This window comes from Variovorax sp. GW821-FHT10D07, from assembly GCF_059415325.1.
The window spans coordinates 254,555-270,138 of record NZ_JBWKMZ010000001.1; the positions used below are offsets into that span (position 1 = coordinate 254,555).

Consider the following 15,584-nt stretch of genomic DNA (forward strand, 5'->3'; position numbering starts at 1 on the left):
ACCCGATGACTACATCAGGGGCACGAACAGGCTGCGTGGCATTGATCACCGGCGCCGCGAGCGGCATCGGCCAGGCGCTGGCGCTGGCCTATGCGCAAATCGATGTCGCGGTCGTGGGCGGCTATTTCCCCGGCGATCCGCACGACCCGGCGCGGACCGAGCGGCTCGTGAGCGACGCCGGCGGCCGCTGCGTCATGGTGCCCGTCGACGTCGGCGATGCCGACCAGGTCGAGCGCTTCGCACAGACCGCCATCGAGCGTTTCGGCCGCCTCGACCATGCGGTCGCGAACGCCGGCCTGCTGCGCCAGGCGGCGCTCACCGCCATGAGCGACGCGCAATGGATGGACGTGATCAACGTCGACCTCAGCGGCGTGATGCGCACCTTCCGCGCCGCGGCGCGCCACATGGGCGAGGGCGGTGCGATGGTCGCGGTGTCGTCGATCGCCGGCGGCGTGTACGGCTGGGAGAACCATGCCCACTACTCGGCCGCGAAGGCCGGCGTGCCCGGCCTGTGCCGTGCCGTGGCGATGGAGCTCGCGCCGCGCGGCATCCGCTGCAACTGCGTGATTCCCGGACTGATCGAGACGCCGCAGTCGCTCGACCCGGTCAACTCGCTCGGGCCCGAGGGCCTGCGGCAGGCGGCCGCCGGCATTCCGCTCGGGCGGGTCGGCAGGGCGCGCGAGATCGCGACGCTGATCCGCTTCCTGAGCGGCGACGACGCGTCGTACATCACGGGCCAGTCGGTGATCGCCGATGGCGGCCTCACCGTGCGCTGGCCCGGTTGAACTGGCAGGAGAACCCATGAACGACAGACTCCTCAACGGGCGGCGCGCCGTCGTGACCGGCGCCGGCAGCGGCATCGGTGCCGCCATCGCGCTGGCCTATGCGCGCGCCGGCGCCGACCTGCTGCTGGCCGACATCGATCGCGCGCGGGTGGACGACACCGCGCACCGCTGCCGCGAAGCCGGTGGCCGCGTCGAGACCGCCGTCGGCGACATCGGCGACGAGGCGGTGGCCAACGAGGCCATCGATGCCTGCGTGGCGGCCTTCGGCGGCATCGACATCCTGGTCAACAACGCCGGCATGCTGACCCAGTCGCGCTGCGCCGACATGCCGACCGCCATGTGGGACGACATGCTGCGCGTCGACCTGCGCAGCGTGTTCCTCTGCGCGCGCCGCGCCATTCCGCACATGGCGGCGCAGCGCTGGGGGCGCGTGATCAACGTGGCTTCGCAGCTCGGCATCAAGGGCGGTGTCGAACTGTGCCACTACGCGGCCGCCAAGGCCGGCGTGATCGGCTTCACCAAGTCGCTGGCACTCGAGATGGCGCCGGCCAACGTGCTGGTCAACGCCATCGCGCCCGGCCCGATCGCCACGCCGCTGGTCGACGGCATCAGCGCCGACTGGAAGCGGGCCAAGGAAGCCAGCCTGCCGCTGGGCCGCTTCGGCCGCGTGGAAGAGGTGGCGCCCACCGCCGTGCTGCTGGCCTCCGATCCCGGCGGCAATCTCTACGTGGGCCAGACGCTCGGGCCCAATTCCGGCGACGTGATGCCCTGAAAGGCGGTGGACCATGTGCGGGATGTGCGGCTTGCTGCAAGGGACGGCGCACTGGAGCCATGCGGCGGCCGGTTCGGTGCAGGGACGGCGCCAGCGGCTGCTCCAGGTGGCGCGGGCCAACCGCCTGCTGCGGCTGTTCCGGCTCGAGCTGCAGGACTTCCATGGGCAGTCCTACCTGCTGCAGGGCCCGACCGGCGCGAGCGTGCTGGTGCCCGACTTCAGCGCGCTGTGGAGCGCGGCCGAGCAGCTGCTGGGCCGCACCATCGATCCGCTGGCCATGCCATGGCCCGCGAAGGACGACGCGCCATGACGGACATCGCCTTCGAGGTCCTGCCCGTCGGCATCCTGACCGGCTTCCTCGGCAGCGGCAAGACCACCTTGCTGCGGCGCTGGCTGCAGGGCAGCGCCGCGGGCGACACGGCCGTGCTCATCAACGAGTTCGGCGATGTCGGCCTCGACCACCTGCTGGTCGGCGCGATCGACGCCGACACCGTGCTGCTCGACAACGGCTGCATCTGCTGCTCGATCCGCGGCGAGCTCAAGGAGGCGCTGATGCGCCTGCTGTCGCGCCGCCAGCGCGGGGAACTGCCGGCGTTCCGCCGCGTGCTGATCGAGACCACGGGCCTGGCCACGCCGGGGCCGGTGCTGGGCACGCTGCTGGGCGATGCGCAGCTGCGCCATCACTTCCGGCCGGCCTTCGTCGCCACCGTGGTCGATGCCCTGCATGCCGAGCGCCAGCAGGCGCAGCACCCCGAATGGATCGCGCAGGTCGCAGCGGCCGACACACTGTGGCTGAGCAAGACCGACCTGGTGGCGCCCGAGGGAGCGACGCGGCTGCGGGCGCTGCTGGCGGAGCTCAACCCCGTGGCCCGCCAACTGGACGCGCCTTCGGCGGCGTCCGTGCCCTGGCTCGACGATCTCGCGGACGGCGCCTCTCGCGACGACACCGCGGGCTGGATCGCGCGCGTCGCCGCGGGCACGCTGCGGCCGCGTGCCGGTGCGTCGCCGGTGCCCGCGCGCATCGGCGGCACCCATGCGCAGCAGCTGGCCGGCACGGGCGCGCGCTCGTTCTGCCTGGTGTTCGAGCGGCCCCTAGAATGGTTCACCCTCACTCTCTGGCTCACGCTGCTGGTGCATCGTCATGGCGATCGATTGCTGCGCATCAAGGGCTTGCTGGGCATCGCGGCCGACGGTTTCGCGCACGGGCAACCCACGGTGCTGCACGGGATCGGGCACCTGATGCACCCGCCCGAACACCTGGCCGACTGGCCCGACGACGACCGGCGCTCGCGCCTGGTCTTCATCGTGCAGGGCCTGTCCGAGGCGGACGTGCGCGCTTCGTGGGAAGCCTTCGAACGCTTCTACGCGCCGCGGGAAGCCGGGCCGAATCCTCTCACCTCGAAAGCGTAGCCATGGCCGCCCTGGCATCGAAGAGAACCGAGCTGCGCGTGCTGGGCACGTCGGTCACGCTCACGGAAGCCGTGCGCAAGCGCGCCATGTCGGACCTCGGCCTGCGCATCCACTTCGAGGTGCTCGACGGCTTCGACGCGCAGCGCCAGGCCGTGATCGAGCAGGGCAGCTTCGACGTCTACGACCAGTGGTTCCACAGCATCGACTACCTCTGGCCGGCCGGCGCGCTGCAGCCGATCGAGCTGGACCGGATCGAGCACTGGTCCGAGGTCAATGCCCTGCCCAAGACCGGGCGGATCGCGCCGGACGCGCGCTACGGGCAGGGCTGCAATCCCGTGACGCGCCTCTACGTGCAGCCCGACGGCAGCGTGGGCGATGCGCCGAGCGCGCAGATCAGCATGCTGCCGCTCACGCACAACGCCGACAGCTTCGTCTACCTGCCGGCCGAGATCCCGTCGCTGTTCGGCACCGAGGAGAGCTGGTCGTGGCTGGTGTCGCCGGCCTGCAATGGCCGCGTGGCGCTGCAGGCCGATGCCGCGATCGGCGCGCTCGACGCCGTGCTGGCGCTGCGCGCGAGCGGCGAGATGGCGTTCGGCGACATCAGCAACCTCGAGATCGAGGAGGTCGACCGGATGATCGCCCTGCTGATGGCCAAGAAGAAGGCCGGCCTGTTCCGCGGCTTCTGGGGCAACTACGCCGATGCCGCGCGCATGATGATCGATGCGCGTGTCGCGATCCAGAGCAACTGGTCGCCCGCCATCGCGCAGTACGAGCAGGCCGGCCTGGCCTATCGGCTGGCGCGTCCGCGCGAAGGCTATCGGGCCTGGTACGGCGGCCTGGGCATCGCGCGCCGCGCGCAGGGACCCAAGCTCGACGCGGCCTACCGCTACCTGAACTGGTGGCATTCGGGCTGGGCCGGCGCGGTGATGGCGCGCCAGGGCTTCTACATCTCGAACCCGCTGCGCACGCGCGCGCACTTGAGTGCGGCCGAGTGGGGCTATTGGTACGCGGGCTTGCCCGCGGCCGAGGATCTGCCGGGAACTGACGGTACCATCCTGATCCGCCAAGGCAGCGTGCGCGACGGCGGCTCCTATGCGCAGCGCATGAGCGACGTGGCCGTGTGGAACACCGTCATGGACGAGCACAACTACCTGGTGCGCAAATGGACCGAGTTCCTGCGCAGCGGCTGAACCCCTGTTGAGACACCGAGACGCGACTGCACGACAGCGATGAGAAGACCATGAGTCCGCCAGCCTCCGACCCCGCGTCGGCCGAGGAAAGCACCGAAGCTGGCGAACGGAAGCTGCGCTACGAACTGATCCGCCACCGGCTGCGCCAGGCCATCGTCGACCGGCGCATCGTGCCCGGGCTGGTGCTGCTCGAAGGACCGGTCGCCGACGTGTTCGGCACCAGCCGCGTGCCGGTGCGCAAGGCCTTCCACCTGCTCCATGAAGAAGGCCTGCTGCAGAAGTTCATGGGCCGCGGCTACATGGTCGCGCCGCGCGGCCAGCAGGTGGAGCCGCTGCGGCTGCCGATCGACGAGGCCTCGCTCGGGCAGGACGCGCAGGACGCGACCATCTACATCCCCTCCGAGAGCGAGCGCATCTACAGCGAGTTCGAGCAGTCGATCTCGGCCGCCATCGTGTTCGGCCACTTCCGCATCGACGAAGCGCAGGCCATGCAGCATTTCAGCGTGAACCGCGGCGCGCTGCGCGAGGTGCTGAGCCGGCTGGTCGACCGCGGCCTGGTCGAGAAGAGCGCCTATGCGGCCTGGCGCGCCGGCCCGCTGACGGCGCGCGCCATGGCGCAGGACTTCGAGGTCCGGCTGCTGCTGGCGCCGGCCGCGCTGCTCGAGAGCGCGCCGAAGCTCGATGCGCAGTTCCTGTCGGGCCTGCGCGAGGTGCTGCGCGATCCCGCGGCCGTCGACACGGAAGAGCTGCTGCGTATCGAAAGCCAGATCCACGACGCATGCCTGGCGCACCACCCCAACACCAAGATGCTCGGCATCCTGCGGCAATGCCAGATGCCGCTGATCGTCCATCAGACCTTCTGCCGCATGTTCCACCAGCCGGTGCATCCCGCGCTGATCGACGAGTACCGGCAGATCGTCGAGCACCTGTGCGAGGGCCGCTACGCGCAGGCGGCCGATGCGCTCGCGGCGCACCTGCAGGCCGCGCGCAAGCGCACGCAGCAGCAGCTCAAGGTGCTGGCCGTGCTGCCCGAGCCGCCGTTGCCGGCCTATCTCGTGCGCATTGCCTGAGCGCGGGCCATGGCCCGGCCTCAGCCGATCGCCTGCGCCTCCCTGAACCCCTCGAGCACCGCGTCGTCCACCTCGCGCGGCGCCACGCAGTCGCCGATGCGGCGCACCGCGAGGCCGCGTGCCTTCAGCTGGTGGTACAGCCCGTCCTCGCTCTCGCGCAGCATCGACAGCACGACCGTGTCGGCCGCCAGCGTCTCGCTCGCGCCGCCCAGCGTGCTGCGCAGCACGACGCGGCCCGGTTCGATGCGCTCGACCGTGGTCGAGGCGCGCAGCGCCACGCCGGCCGCGGCCACGCGCGGCATCAGCCAGGGCCAGTCGAGCGTGGGCTCGAGCTTGCGGCCGAGCAGCGCGTCGGCGCCGACCACCGTGACCTCGCGGCCCGCGGCGCTCAGCAGTCGGGCCAGTCCCAGCGGCAGGTAATCGCCGTTGTCGTCGACGATCAGCACGCGGCGTCCGCAGGCGGGCAGGTCGTCGAGCGCGGAGAGCGCGACCGTCACGTGTGGCAGGTCCGCGCCCGGGATCGCGTCGCGGTCGGTGCGGAACATCGAGCGGCCGCCGCGCTGCCAGCGCGCGCCGGTGGCCACCACGACCTCGTCGGCGCCGAAGGCGGCCACCGCGTCGGCCGTGGCCTCGCGGCGCAGCACGATCGCCACGCCGCGCCGGCGCAGCGAGGCTTCGAGGTCGTCGACCAGGAAGTTCCACGAGCCGTAGTCGGGCAGCAGGCCGGCGCGGCGGATCTGGCCGCCGAGCCGGTCCGTGCGTTCCCACAGGGTGACGCGATGGCCGCGCGCGGCCGCGCTGTCCGCGAACTTGAGGCCGCCCGGGCCGCCACCGATCACGAGCAGCGTGCGCGGCGCGGCGGCGGGACGCGCCAGCGCCGCACCGAACTGCAGCTCGCGGCCCGCCTCGGGGTTCACGGTGCAGCTCACGTTCTGCCCCAGCCTTCGCCAGCAGCCCTGGTTGGCGCCCACGCAGCGCCGGGTCTGGTCGGCGCGGCCTTCCCTGGCCTTGCGCACGATCTCGGGGTCGGCGATCTGGGCGCGCACCAGGCCGACCATGTCGGACTGCCCGCGCGCGACGATCCGTGCGGCCGTGGCGATGTCGCGCACCGAACCCTGGATCAGCAGCGGGATGCGCCCTTGCAGCGCCTCGCGCACGCGCGCGGCGTCGGTGGCCAGCGGCGCGGTCTCGCCGCTCGACTGCGGCGGCACCAGCCGGTGGTTCTGGTGGTAGTCGGTGTGCGAGAGGCACACGTAGTCGAACAGGCGCTCGGCCTCGAGCAGCGCGACCACGCGCAGCGTTTCCTCGGGCGTGGTGCCGGCCTCGCCGAGGTACTCGTCGAGGCTCAGCTTGATGCCGATCGCGAAATCGCTGCCGCAGCGCGCGCGCACCGCGCGGCCGATCTCGAGCGCGAGCCGGGCGCGGCGCTCGGTGTCGCCGCCCCATTCGTCATCGCGCCGGTTCCAGTACGGCGAAAGGAAGTTGCTCAGCAGGTAGCCGTGCGAGCCGTGGATCTCCACGCCGTCGCCGCCGCCGGCCTGCACGTTGGCGCAGGTGGCGGCGAAACCCTCGATCACTTCGCGGATGTCGTTCTCCTCCATCGGTTGCGGCATCGCACGGTGCACCGGCGAGGCCAGCTGCGAGGGCGCGAGCACGGCACCCCAGTGCGCGATGTCGTCGGTGCGGCGCGTGCCGCTGGCACCCATGTGCGTGACCTGCACGATCACCGGCACGCCGAGCCGCTTGCTCGGCGTGACGAAGGCCCGCACCGCATCGGCCCAGCCGGGCTCCCACGGCGACACGCCGGCGCGCGCGCTGGCCGGATGCACATGGAAGCCGTGCGTGACGATCAGGCCGACGCCGCCGCGCGCGCGTTCGGCCAGGTAGGCGCCATAGGCCAGCGGCGGCAGGCTCACCTGGTGCGCGGGCAGGTAGATGCGGTTGAGCGCCTGCACGGGGCCGATGCGCACCGGCTCCCACAGGCCGTCGAGCGCGGTCGGCGCCGCAGGCTGCGTCGTCATGCGCGGCTCAGGAGAAGCACATGCCACCGTTGACGTCGAGCACCGCGCCGGTGGTGAAGCTGGCGCCGCGCGAGGCCAGGAAGGCGGCGGGCCAGCCGATCTCCTCGGGTTGGCCCAGGCGCTTCATCGGGTACTGGTCGACGGTGAAGGGCTGGTTCGCCGACACCAGCAGCGGCGTGAAGATCGGCCCCGGCGCCACGCCGTTGACCACCACGCCCGAGGCCGCGGCCTGGCGCGCGAAGTAGCGCACCAGCGCCGACAGCCCGCCCTTCGAGGCCGCGTAGGCCGGCTCCACCGCCAGCGTCGAGCCCGCGTTGCGCGCGGCCATCGAGCTGGTCAGCACGATGCGGCCGCTGCCGCGCTTCATCATCGAGGGCAGCGCGGCGCGCAGCAGGTTGACCGGGCCCTTCACGTTCACGGCCATGGTGCGCTCGAACAGCTGCTCCCATTCGTCACCACCATCGAGCCAGTCGCCCTTGACGTAGTAGCCGCTGGTGTCGATCAGCGCGTCGATCTCGCCGATGTCCTGCAGCAGTGCATTGACGTCGTCGCGCTTCGTGTTGTCGAGCGCGGCGGCGCGGGCCTTCAGCTCGTCGGCCAGTTCGGTCGGCGCCTTCAGGTCGGCGATGAACAGCTCGGCGCCGAGCGCGGCGCATACGCGCGCGGTCGCGCCGCCGATGGCGCCGCCGGCGCCGGTGATCAGGATGCGCTCGCCGCGCAGGTCGAAGAGGTTCTTCATGGTGGTTGTCCTTCAGGGAGTGGTGCAAAGAGTCCGGTTCATTCGGGCGCGCCGTAGGCGCCCGCCTCGAGCAGCGCGCGCGAGCCGAGGTCGGCGCCGTTCCAGCGCGTGAAGAAGCCCGCGGCGCTGCCGCCGTCGACGGTCATCACCGAGCCGGTGACGTAGCTCGCGGCATCGGACAGCAGGAACAGCGCGGGGCCGGCCTGCTCCTCGGCCCGGCACAGGCGGCCCAGCGGGTTGCGGTCGACCATCGCGTACTGCAGGTGGTCGGGCGGGATGTTGGCCTGCACCAGCGGCGTGTCGACCACGCCCGGCGCGAGCGCATTCACGCGCACGCCGAAGCGGCCCCACTCGATGGCGAGCGCGCGCGTGAGGCCGATCACGCCGTGCTTCGAGGCGCTGTAGTGCGCGCGGCCCGCATGGCCGCCGAGGCCGTCGATCGAGGCCACGGTGACGATCGCGCCGCGCCGGCGCTCGAGCATGCGCCGGCCCACGGGCTGCAGCGAGCGGAACATGCCCGTGAGGTTGACGTCGAGGCAGCGGGTCCAGAGCTCGTCGGGCATGGTGTGGGCGGGCGCCGGCGGCGAGATGCCCGCGCAGGCCACCATGCCGTCGATGGCGCCGAGCTGTTCCTCGATGCGCGCCACCGCGGCTTCGCAGGCGGCGGCATCGCGCACGTCGAGCGTCTGCGCGACGGCCTGCGCGCCGAGTTCGCGCAGCTCGGCCGCCACGCTTGTGGCGCGCTCGGCCACCGCATCGACGACGGCGATGCGCGCGCCGCCGCGCGCGGCCTCGATGCCGATCGCGCGACCGATGCCGCTGCCGCCGCCGGTGACGAGGATCACGCGGTCCTGCAGTCCGTAGTCCATGGCTGTGCCTCCACGAGGGAATGAGTGAATGAGGAGTGGGAAGAGGGGAGTGCGGCGAATGTGGCAGCCGCGTCGCGCGGCGTCTGTCCCCGTGGCAAGGGACAGCGCGGCCTGTACCACGGGCAGGGGACTGACGGGCCCGCGATGCGCGGCGAATACTGCCCGCCATGACAACCCCCTCCGCCTCCACCAACGCCGCCGCCGCCGACGTGCTGCTGCGCGTCAGCGGCATCGGCGTGCGCTTCGGCGGCATCGTGGCGCTCGACGGCATCTCTTTCGAGGTGCGCCGCGGCCAGATCTGCGGGCTGATCGGTCCCAACGGGGCCGGCAAGACCACGCTGTTCAACTGCCTGAGCCGCATCTACACGCCGGCCGCGGGAGCTATCGTGTTCGACGGTGTCGACCTGCTCGCGCAGCCGCAGCATGCGATCGCGGCGGCGGGCATCGGCCGCACCTTCCAGAACGTGGCGCTGTTCCCCGCGATGACGGTGCGCGAGAACGTGATGGTGGGCCGCCATTGCCGCACCGGCACCGGCTACCTCGCCAATGCCTTCCGCCTGCCTTCGGTGCGGCGCGAGGAGGCCGAGGTGCGCGAACGCACCGAGCGGCTGCTGGCCCTGCTCGACCTCTCGGCGCTGGCCGAGACGCCGGTGAAGAACCTCTCGTTCGGCACCCGCAAGCGCGTGGAGATGGCGCGCGCGCTGGTGGCCGATCCCAAGCTGCTGCTGCTCGACGAACCCGCGGCCGGCCTCAACCACGAGGAGGTCGACGGGCTGCGCCAGCTGATCCTCGACGTGCGCGAGCGCTTCCACGTGACCGTGCTGCTGGTCGAGCATCACCTGAACCTGGTGATGCGGGTGTCCGACCAGGTGGTGGCGATGAACTTCGGCCGCAAGATCGCCGACGGACCGCCGGCTCAGGTGCAAGCCGACCCGGAAGTGGTGCGCGCCTACCTCGGCACGGAGACCGCCTGATGGCCGCGCTGCTGGAGGTGAAGAAGCTCGAGGCCTTCTACGGCCCCACGCGCGTGCTCGAGGGCATCGACTTCGAGGTCGCCGAGGGCGGCATCACCACCATCCTCGGCGCCAACGGCGCGGGCAAGACGACGACGCTGCGCGCGCTGAGCGGGCTGGTGCGGCGCACCGGCGAGATCCGCCTCGCGGGCCAGCGCATCGATGGCCACAGCACCGAGAAGACCGCGGCGCTGGGCATCGCGCACGTGCCCGACGGGCGCGGCACGCTGGTCAACATGACGGTGGAGGAGAACCTGCGCGTGGGCGCCTACCTGCGCCGCGGCAAGGCCGAGGTCGAGCAGGACATGGCGCGCATGTTCGGCTACTTCCCGCGGCTGCGCGAGCGACGCGGGCAGCAGGCCGGCACGCTCTCGGGCGGCGAGCAGCAGATGCTGGCGATCAGCCGCGCGCTGATGCAGCGCCCGCGCCTGCTGCTGATGGACGAGCCCTCGTTCGGCCTCGCGCCGCTGGTGATCCGCGAGATCTTCGAGATCATGCGCGTGGTCAATCGCGAGGAGGGCGTGGGCATCCTGCTGGTCGAGCAGAACGTGGCGCGCGCGCTCGAGATCGCCGATCACGCCTGGCTGCTCGAGACTGGCCGCACCGTCATCTCGGGCACCGCGAAGCAGCTGCGCGACGACGCGCAGATCCGCCGCTCCTACCTCGGCTTCTGACAAGGACCCTCCCCATGTACAGCCTGCTGCAACAGATCGCCTCCGGCATCGCCATGGGCGGCATCTACGCCTGCCTCGGCCTGGCGCTGGTGATGATCTACCAGTCCACCCACCACATCAATTTCGCGCAGGGCGAGATGGCGATGTTCTCCACCTTCATCGCCTTCCTGCTGCTGAAGTGGGGCCTGCCGTACTGGGCCGCCGCGCTCGCCACGCTGGCCTTCGGCTTCGTGGCCGGCTTCGCCATCGAGCGGCTGGTGCTGCGGCCGCTGGGCGACGTGCCCGAGCTCTCGGTGATCGTGGTCTTCATCGGCCTGTTCGTCGGCATCAACTCGCTGGCCGGCTGGATCTTCGGCCACCAGCTCGAGCCGTTCCCGAGCCCGTTCCCCGACAAGCTGCCCGGCGGCAGCACGCTGATCTCGGGCCACGAGCTCGGCACGGTCGCGGTGGTGCTGCTGGTGATGGCGCTGCTCTATGTCTTCCTGCGCTTCACCAAGGTCGGGCTCGCGATGCGCGCCTCGGCCGAGAACCCGGTGTCCTCGCGGCTCGCGGGCATCCCGGTGTCGCTGATGCTCTCGCTGGGCTGGGGCCTGTCGGCGCTGATCGGCGGGGTGGCCGGGCTGATGGTGGCGCCCGTGGTCTTCCTCGAGCCCAACATGATGGGCGGCGTGCTGATCTACGCCTTCGCGGCGGCGCTGCTCGGCGGCATCGACAACCCCTGGGGCGCGGTGGCCGGCGGGCTGATCGTCGGCGTGGTCGAGAACCTCGCGGGCACCTACCTCGTGGGCACCGAGCTCAAGCTCACGCTGGCCCTGGTGCTGATCGTGGCCGTGCTGCTGGTGCGGCCCTCGGGCCTGTTCGGCCGCAAGCTGGTGGCGAGGGTCTGACGATGTCGGCCTTGCCCTTCTCTCCCGACCAGGCACCGGCCCTGGCCGCCGACGCCGCGCCCGCGCGTTCGCCCTGGCGCATCGCCGCCTTCGCGTTGCTGGCCGTCGCGGCGCTCGCGCTGCCCTTCGCGCTGTCGGACTACCGCCTCTTTCTCGTCACCATGACGCTGATCACTGCCATCGGCGTGCTCGGCCTCAACATGCTGGTGGGCTACAACGGCCAGCTCTCGCTGGGCCATGGCGCGCTGTACGCGCTCGGTGCCTACGTCACCGCGGTGCTGATGGAGCACGGCGGCTTCGCCTGGTGGGCCACCCTGCCGGTGTCGGCCGCGGTGTGCTTCGGCTTCGGCTTCCTGTTCGGCTGGCCGGCGTTGCGGCTCAAGGGCCATTACCTCGCGCTCGCCACCTTCGCGCTCGCGCTGGCAACGCCGCAGTTGCTCAAGCACAAGGCGCTCGAGCAATGGACCGGTGGCGTGCAGGGCATCGTGCTGATGAAGCCCGAGGCGCCTTTCGGCCTGCAGCTGTCGGCCGACCAATGGCTTTACCTCGTGGTGCTGGCGATCGCGGCGCTGATGTTCGTCTGCGCCTGGAACATGCTGCGCGGCCGGCTGGGCCGCGCCACCATCGCCATCCGCGAGCAGCCGACCGCCGCGGCCGCGATGGGCGTCAACGTACCGCACGTGAAGGCCATGACCTTCGGCATCAGCGCGCTCTACACCGGCGTGGCCGGCTCGCTCGGTGCCATCGCCACCGCCTTCGTGGCGCCCGACAGCTTCGGCATGTTCGTGTCGGTGTTCTTCCTCGTGGGCGTGGTGGTGGGCGGGCTCGGCACCATCTCGGGTGCGCTGGTGGGCGCGGCCTTCATCCAGTTCATACCGAACATCGCCGACCAGATCTCGAAGTCGGCGCCCTCGGCGATCTTCGCGGGCTTCCTGATCCTGTGCATGTTCCTGATGCCGCAGGGCTTCGTGGGGCTGGTGCGCAGCGTGCTGCGGCGCCTGCGCAGCAACGGCGCGGACCAACGTCCCCGTCGAGGGGACTGACGCGAACGAGCGCCTGAGAGAAAGTCCTTCCATGCCCCGCGCCATCTACATCCATTCCAACGGCGAGCGCACCGAGCTCGAGGTCGCTGAAGGCCAGAGCCTGATGCTTGCCGCCACCAGCCACGACCTGCAAGGCATCGTCGGCGACTGCGGCGGCGTCATGAGCTGCGCCACCTGCCACGTGATCGTCGACGAGGCCTTCATCGACAGGCTGCCGCCCGCGGTCGACACCGAGAACCAGATGCTCGACTACACGGCCGCGCCGCGCGAAGCGGGCAGCCGGCTGTCGTGCCAGATCGTCATGAGCGACGCGCTCGACGGCATCGCCGTGCGCATCGCCGACCCTCAACTGTAAGAGCCGACATCAACACGGAGAAACGCTTCATGCAAGCCACCGCAACCGACAACAGCACCAAGCCCAAGGCGGCGCTGACCCCCAATCCCGGCCTCACGCCGATGATGCTGAACCATGCGGCCTGGGTCACGCCCGACGCGGCGGCCACCACCGACTTCTACACCCGCATCATGGGCATGGAGCTCGCGAGCACGGTGCTCGACGACAGCGTGCCCTCGACCGGCGACGCGATTCCCTACTTCCACATCTTCTTCCGCATGGGCGACGGTTCCACGCTGGCCTTCTTCGAGGCACCGGGCGTGCCCGCGCCCTCGAAGTCCAGCCATCCGGCCTACGACATCTTCAACCACATCGCGCTGCAGGCGAAGGATCGCGCCGAGGTGACGAAGTGGTACGAGTGGCTGACCTCGCAGGGCGTGGAGGTGATCGGGCCGACCGACCACAAGGGCCTGATCCTGTCGATTTACTTTCACGACCCGGCCGGCGTGCGCCTGGAGATCACCACGCCGCTGGACAAGGAATGGAACCGCCACACCGACAAGGGCTATGCCGACCTCAAGCTGTGGGAGGACTGCAAGCGCCAGGCCAAGGCCGAGGGCCGCGACGTGCCCAAGGCGCTGCTGGAACTGATCCAGGACGTGCGCAAGCGCTACGGCACGGGCCACGGCGAGAAGGCCGGCGAGTGAGCGGCGCGCCGGCATGACACCGATCGAACTGCGATCGCTGTTCACGATCAAGGCCGAGGTCACGGCACCGGCCCAGCTCGTGGGCGCCGTGCCGCACGGCTACACGCGGCGCGTGATGTGCGTGAGCGGCGGCCGTTTTGAGGGAGAACGGCTGCGCGGCCGGGTGCTGCCCGGCGGCGCCGACGTGGTGCTCGAGCGGCCCGACGGCGGCCTGCACCTCGACGTGCGGCTGGTGCTCGAAGCCGAGGGCGGCGGACTGATCTACATGACCTACAGCGGACGCCGCAACGGGCCCACGCCCGAGATCATGCGCAAGATCGTGAATCGCGAGCCGATCGCGCGCGGCGAGGACTACTTCCGCGTCGCGGTGCAGTTCGAGACCGCGGCACCGGGGCTCGAATGGCTCAACGACCGCATCGCGGTCGGCACCGGCACGCGCGAGAGCGACGGCCCCGTGTACGACGTGTGGGAAGTCGCATGAAACGCTTCGAGGGCAGGGCCGCCATCGTGACCGCCGCGGCCTCGGGCATCGGCCGCGCCATTGCGCTGCGCCTGCATGCCGAAGGCGCGCGCGTGCTCGCGGTCGACATCAACGCCGAAGGGCTCGCGCAATTGCCGCGCGACGAGCAGCTGCATGTCTTCGCCGCCGACGTCACGGCCGACGGCGCGCCGCAGGCCATCGTCGACGAATGCCTGGAGCGCTTCGGCGACCTGCGCGTGCTGGTGAACAACGCGGGCCTGGGCAACTGCCCGCCGTTCCACGAGACCACCGACGACGACTACCGCAGGTTCGCCGACATCAACCAGAAGGCCACCTTCATGGTCACGCGCGCGGCCTTTCCGGCGCTGATCGCGGCGCGCGGCGTGGTGCTCAACATCGCGTCCACGCTGGGGCTGGTGGGCTATCGCCGGCAGGCCGTGTACTCGATGGCCAAGGCCGGCGTGATCGGCCTCACGCGCAACCTCGCGGCCGACTATGCCGACCAGGGCATCCGCGTCAACGCGATCGCGCCCGGCATCATCGCCACGCCGCAGACCGCGGGGCGGCTGAATACCGCGCGCTTCCAGGCCACCGTCGTCGGCACCACGCCGATGGGCCGGCCCGGCCTGCCCGAGGAGGTGGCCGGTGCGGCCGCCTTCCTGTGCAGCGACGACGCGGGCTACGTCACGGGCCAGGTGCTGGCCGTCGACGGGGGCCAGACCACGAGCGCCTACATCAGCGAGCCGCTGGTGCAGTGCTGGGGCGAGGCCCATCCGGACCGCTGAATTCCAGGAGTCTTTTCATGCGCATCGCACTCATCACCGGCGCCGCTGGCGGGCTGGGGCTGGCCAGCGCCCGGCGGCTGGCCGAGGACGGCCTGACCGTCGCCGTGGCCGACCTGCATGCGGAGGCCGCCGAGCGTGCCGCCGCTGCCTTGCCAGGCAAGGGCCACATCGGCCTGGGCTGCAACGTGGCCGACGAGGACAGCGTGCGCGCCGCCTTCGACACGGTGCAGGAGCGGCTCGGCAGCGTGGCCGTGCTGGCCTGCTTCGCGGGCATCCTCAGCGCGCAGCCCGCGCCGGGGCGCTTGCCCACCGTCGACATCACGCTGCAGGAATGGGACACCGTGCTGCGCGTGAACGCGCTCGGCACCTTCCTCTGCGTGCGCGAGATGCTGCGCCGTTGCGACGGCCAGGCGATCGAGCACGGCCGCATCGTCACCGTCGCCTCGCTCGCGGGGCAGATGGGCGGCATGCAGAGCGGCGCGGCCTACAGCGCCTCGAAGGGCGCGGTGCTCGCGCTGTCGAAGGTGGTGGCGCGCGAGGCCGCTGCGCTGGCCATCACCGTCAACACCGTGGCGCCGGGACCGATCGACACGCCGATGCTGCAGCAGACCGTGCCCGAGGCGCAGCGCGGCCAGAAGTACCTCGGCACCGCGGCCGTGCCGCTGGGCCGCATCGGCACGCCCGAGGAGATCGCGGCCGCGGTGTCCTACCTCGTGTCGCCCGGTGCCGGCTTCGTGACGGGCGCCACGATCGACGTCAACGGCGGCATGTTGATGCGCTGACGCTCTCTTCCTCTTCCAAGAC

Annotated in this window: 18 protein-coding genes; 15 read left to right on the forward strand and 3 right to left on the reverse strand. The window is 71.2% G+C overall.

Annotated features, from left to right (window positions below; genetic code table 11):
• The first annotated feature begins 5 nt into the window (after positions 1 to 5).
• Genes AC07PU_RS01110 through AC07PU_RS01135 form a run of 6 tightly spaced genes read left to right on the forward strand, consistent with a single transcriptional unit; the run spans position 6 to position 5,227 of the window.
• Entirely contained in the window at positions 6 to 785 is a 780-nt protein-coding gene (locus tag AC07PU_RS01110; RefSeq protein ID WP_495314513.1) for an SDR family NAD(P)-dependent oxidoreductase, read from the forward strand.
• A 16-nt stretch (positions 786 to 801) separates the two neighbouring features.
• Complete coding sequence (locus AC07PU_RS01115) at positions 802 to 1,557, forward strand: SDR family NAD(P)-dependent oxidoreductase (protein WP_495314515.1); 756 nt, start codon at positions 802 to 804, stop codon at positions 1,555 to 1,557.
• 22 nt (positions 1,558 to 1,579) lie between these two features.
• Complete coding sequence (locus AC07PU_RS01120) at positions 1,580 to 1,867, forward strand: hypothetical protein (protein ID WP_256222711.1); 288 nt, start codon at positions 1,580 to 1,582, stop codon at positions 1,865 to 1,867.
• Positions 1,864 to 2,967, forward strand: a complete 1,104-nt coding sequence (locus AC07PU_RS01125) for a CobW family GTP-binding protein (protein WP_495314517.1) — start codon at positions 1,864 to 1,866, stop codon at positions 2,965 to 2,967. The genes AC07PU_RS01120 and AC07PU_RS01125 overlap by 4 nt, the downstream gene beginning before the upstream one ends.
• Before the next feature lie 2 nt (positions 2,968 to 2,969).
• Entirely contained in the window at positions 2,970 to 4,157 is a 1,188-nt protein-coding gene (locus tag AC07PU_RS01130) for an ABC transporter substrate-binding protein (RefSeq protein ID WP_093346868.1), read from the forward strand.
• A gap of 50 nt (positions 4,158 to 4,207) precedes the next feature.
• Positions 4,208 to 5,227, forward strand: coding sequence for a GntR family transcriptional regulator (locus tag AC07PU_RS01135; protein ID WP_495314520.1), 1,020 nt, complete (start codon positions 4,208 to 4,210; stop codon positions 5,225 to 5,227).
• A gap of 20 nt (positions 5,228 to 5,247) precedes the next feature.
• On the opposite strand, the gene AC07PU_RS01140 is transcribed toward AC07PU_RS01135, so the two are convergent.
• Genes AC07PU_RS01140 through AC07PU_RS01150 form a run of 3 tightly spaced genes read right to left on the reverse strand, consistent with a single transcriptional unit; the run spans position 5,248 to position 8,856 of the window.
• Complete coding sequence (locus tag AC07PU_RS01140; RefSeq protein ID WP_495314522.1) at positions 5,248 to 7,248, reverse strand: oxidoreductase; 2,001 nt, start codon at positions 7,246 to 7,248, stop codon at positions 5,248 to 5,250.
• Positions 7,249 to 7,255: 7 nt separating this feature from the next.
• The gene (locus AC07PU_RS01145; protein WP_209539930.1) at positions 7,256 to 7,987 is read right to left on the reverse strand and encodes an SDR family NAD(P)-dependent oxidoreductase; all 732 of its coding nucleotides are present in this window, start codon (positions 7,985 to 7,987) and stop codon (positions 7,256 to 7,258) included.
• Positions 7,988 to 8,025: 38 nt separating this feature from the next.
• Positions 8,026 to 8,856 (reverse strand): SDR family NAD(P)-dependent oxidoreductase, encoded by an 831-nt coding sequence (locus tag AC07PU_RS01150; RefSeq protein ID WP_296786255.1) that lies wholly within the window; start codon positions 8,854 to 8,856, stop codon positions 8,026 to 8,028.
• Positions 8,857 to 9,023: 167 nt separating this feature from the next.
• Here AC07PU_RS01150 and AC07PU_RS01155 point away from each other — a divergent pair, with 167 nt between their 5' ends.
• Genes AC07PU_RS01155 through AC07PU_RS01195 form a run of 9 tightly spaced genes read left to right on the forward strand, consistent with a single transcriptional unit; the run spans position 9,024 to position 15,562 of the window.
• Complete coding sequence (locus tag AC07PU_RS01155; RefSeq protein WP_495314526.1) at positions 9,024 to 9,830, forward strand: ABC transporter ATP-binding protein; 807 nt, start codon at positions 9,024 to 9,026, stop codon at positions 9,828 to 9,830.
• The gene (locus tag AC07PU_RS01160; RefSeq protein ID WP_495314528.1) at positions 9,830 to 10,543 is read left to right on the forward strand and encodes an ABC transporter ATP-binding protein; all 714 of its coding nucleotides are present in this window, start codon (positions 9,830 to 9,832) and stop codon (positions 10,541 to 10,543) included. Before AC07PU_RS01155 ends, AC07PU_RS01160 begins: the two co-directional genes overlap by 1 nt.
• A 14-nt stretch (positions 10,544 to 10,557) precedes the next feature.
• Positions 10,558 to 11,430, forward strand: coding sequence for a branched-chain amino acid ABC transporter permease (locus AC07PU_RS01165; RefSeq protein WP_495314530.1), 873 nt, complete (start codon positions 10,558 to 10,560; stop codon positions 11,428 to 11,430).
• Between the two features lie 2 nt (positions 11,431 to 11,432).
• The gene (locus tag AC07PU_RS01170) at positions 11,433 to 12,473 is read left to right on the forward strand and encodes a branched-chain amino acid ABC transporter permease (protein ID WP_495314532.1); all 1,041 of its coding nucleotides are present in this window, start codon (positions 11,433 to 11,435) and stop codon (positions 12,471 to 12,473) included.
• Positions 12,474 to 12,504: 31 nt separating this feature from the next.
• Positions 12,505 to 12,828, forward strand: a complete 324-nt coding sequence (locus tag AC07PU_RS01175) for a 2Fe-2S iron-sulfur cluster-binding protein (protein ID WP_296786242.1) — start codon at positions 12,505 to 12,507, stop codon at positions 12,826 to 12,828.
• Between the two features lie 29 nt (positions 12,829 to 12,857).
• Positions 12,858 to 13,514: a VOC family protein gene (locus AC07PU_RS01180; protein WP_296786239.1), complete on the forward strand. Its 657-nt coding sequence runs from the start codon at positions 12,858 to 12,860 to the stop codon at positions 13,512 to 13,514.
• A gap of 13 nt (positions 13,515 to 13,527) precedes the next feature.
• Positions 13,528 to 13,995: a DUF3237 domain-containing protein gene (locus AC07PU_RS01185; RefSeq protein WP_495314535.1), complete on the forward strand. Its 468-nt coding sequence runs from the start codon at positions 13,528 to 13,530 to the stop codon at positions 13,993 to 13,995.
• Positions 13,992 to 14,780: an SDR family NAD(P)-dependent oxidoreductase gene (locus AC07PU_RS01190; protein ID WP_495314537.1), complete on the forward strand. Its 789-nt coding sequence runs from the start codon at positions 13,992 to 13,994 to the stop codon at positions 14,778 to 14,780. Before AC07PU_RS01185 ends, AC07PU_RS01190 begins: the two co-directional genes overlap by 4 nt.
• Positions 14,781 to 14,797: 17 nt before the next feature.
• Positions 14,798 to 15,562 (forward strand): SDR family NAD(P)-dependent oxidoreductase, encoded by a 765-nt coding sequence (locus AC07PU_RS01195; protein ID WP_495314538.1) that lies wholly within the window; start codon positions 14,798 to 14,800, stop codon positions 15,560 to 15,562.
• Positions 15,563 to 15,584: the final 22 nt, after the last annotated feature.

Excerpts from the sequence above, each read along its gene's own strand:
- AC07PU_RS01155 (WP_495314526.1), top strand. The coding sequence starts at position 9,024 with ATGACAACCCCCTCCGCCTCCACCAACGCCGCCGCCGCCGACGTGCTG.
- AC07PU_RS01150 (WP_296786255.1), bottom strand. The coding sequence starts at position 8,856 with ATGGACTACGGACTGCAGGACCGCGTGATCCTCGTCACCGGCGGCGGC.
- AC07PU_RS01135 (WP_495314520.1), top strand. The coding sequence starts at position 4,208 with ATGAGTCCGCCAGCCTCCGACCCCGCGTCGGCCGAGGAAAGCACCGAA.
- AC07PU_RS01120 (WP_256222711.1), top strand. The coding sequence starts at position 1,580 with ATGTGCGGCTTGCTGCAAGGGACGGCGCACTGGAGCCATGCGGCGGCC.
- AC07PU_RS01140 (WP_495314522.1), bottom strand. The coding sequence starts at position 7,248 with ATGACGACGCAGCCTGCGGCGCCGACCGCGCTCGACGGCCTGTGGGAG.
- AC07PU_RS01180 (WP_296786239.1), top strand. The coding sequence starts at position 12,858 with ATGCAAGCCACCGCAACCGACAACAGCACCAAGCCCAAGGCGGCGCTG.
- AC07PU_RS01160 (WP_495314528.1), top strand. The coding sequence starts at position 9,830 with ATGGCCGCGCTGCTGGAGGTGAAGAAGCTCGAGGCCTTCTACGGCCCC.
- AC07PU_RS01115 (WP_495314515.1), top strand. The coding sequence starts at position 802 with ATGAACGACAGACTCCTCAACGGGCGGCGCGCCGTCGTGACCGGCGCC.
- AC07PU_RS01185 (WP_495314535.1), top strand. The coding sequence starts at position 13,528 with ATGACACCGATCGAACTGCGATCGCTGTTCACGATCAAGGCCGAGGTC.
- AC07PU_RS01130 (WP_093346868.1), top strand. The coding sequence starts at position 2,970 with ATGGCCGCCCTGGCATCGAAGAGAACCGAGCTGCGCGTGCTGGGCACG.
- AC07PU_RS01145 (WP_209539930.1), bottom strand. The coding sequence starts at position 7,987 with ATGAAGAACCTCTTCGACCTGCGCGGCGAGCGCATCCTGATCACCGGC.
- AC07PU_RS01170 (WP_495314532.1), top strand. The coding sequence starts at position 11,433 with ATGTCGGCCTTGCCCTTCTCTCCCGACCAGGCACCGGCCCTGGCCGCC.
- AC07PU_RS01125 (WP_495314517.1), top strand. The coding sequence starts at position 1,864 with ATGACGGACATCGCCTTCGAGGTCCTGCCCGTCGGCATCCTGACCGGC.
- AC07PU_RS01165 (WP_495314530.1), top strand. The coding sequence starts at position 10,558 with ATGTACAGCCTGCTGCAACAGATCGCCTCCGGCATCGCCATGGGCGGC.
- AC07PU_RS01175 (WP_296786242.1), top strand. The coding sequence starts at position 12,505 with ATGCCCCGCGCCATCTACATCCATTCCAACGGCGAGCGCACCGAGCTC.
- AC07PU_RS01110 (WP_495314513.1), top strand. The coding sequence starts at position 6 with ATGACTACATCAGGGGCACGAACAGGCTGCGTGGCATTGATCACCGGC.
- AC07PU_RS01195 (WP_495314538.1), top strand. The coding sequence starts at position 14,798 with ATGCGCATCGCACTCATCACCGGCGCCGCTGGCGGGCTGGGGCTGGCC.
- AC07PU_RS01190 (WP_495314537.1), top strand. The coding sequence starts at position 13,992 with ATGAAACGCTTCGAGGGCAGGGCCGCCATCGTGACCGCCGCGGCCTCG.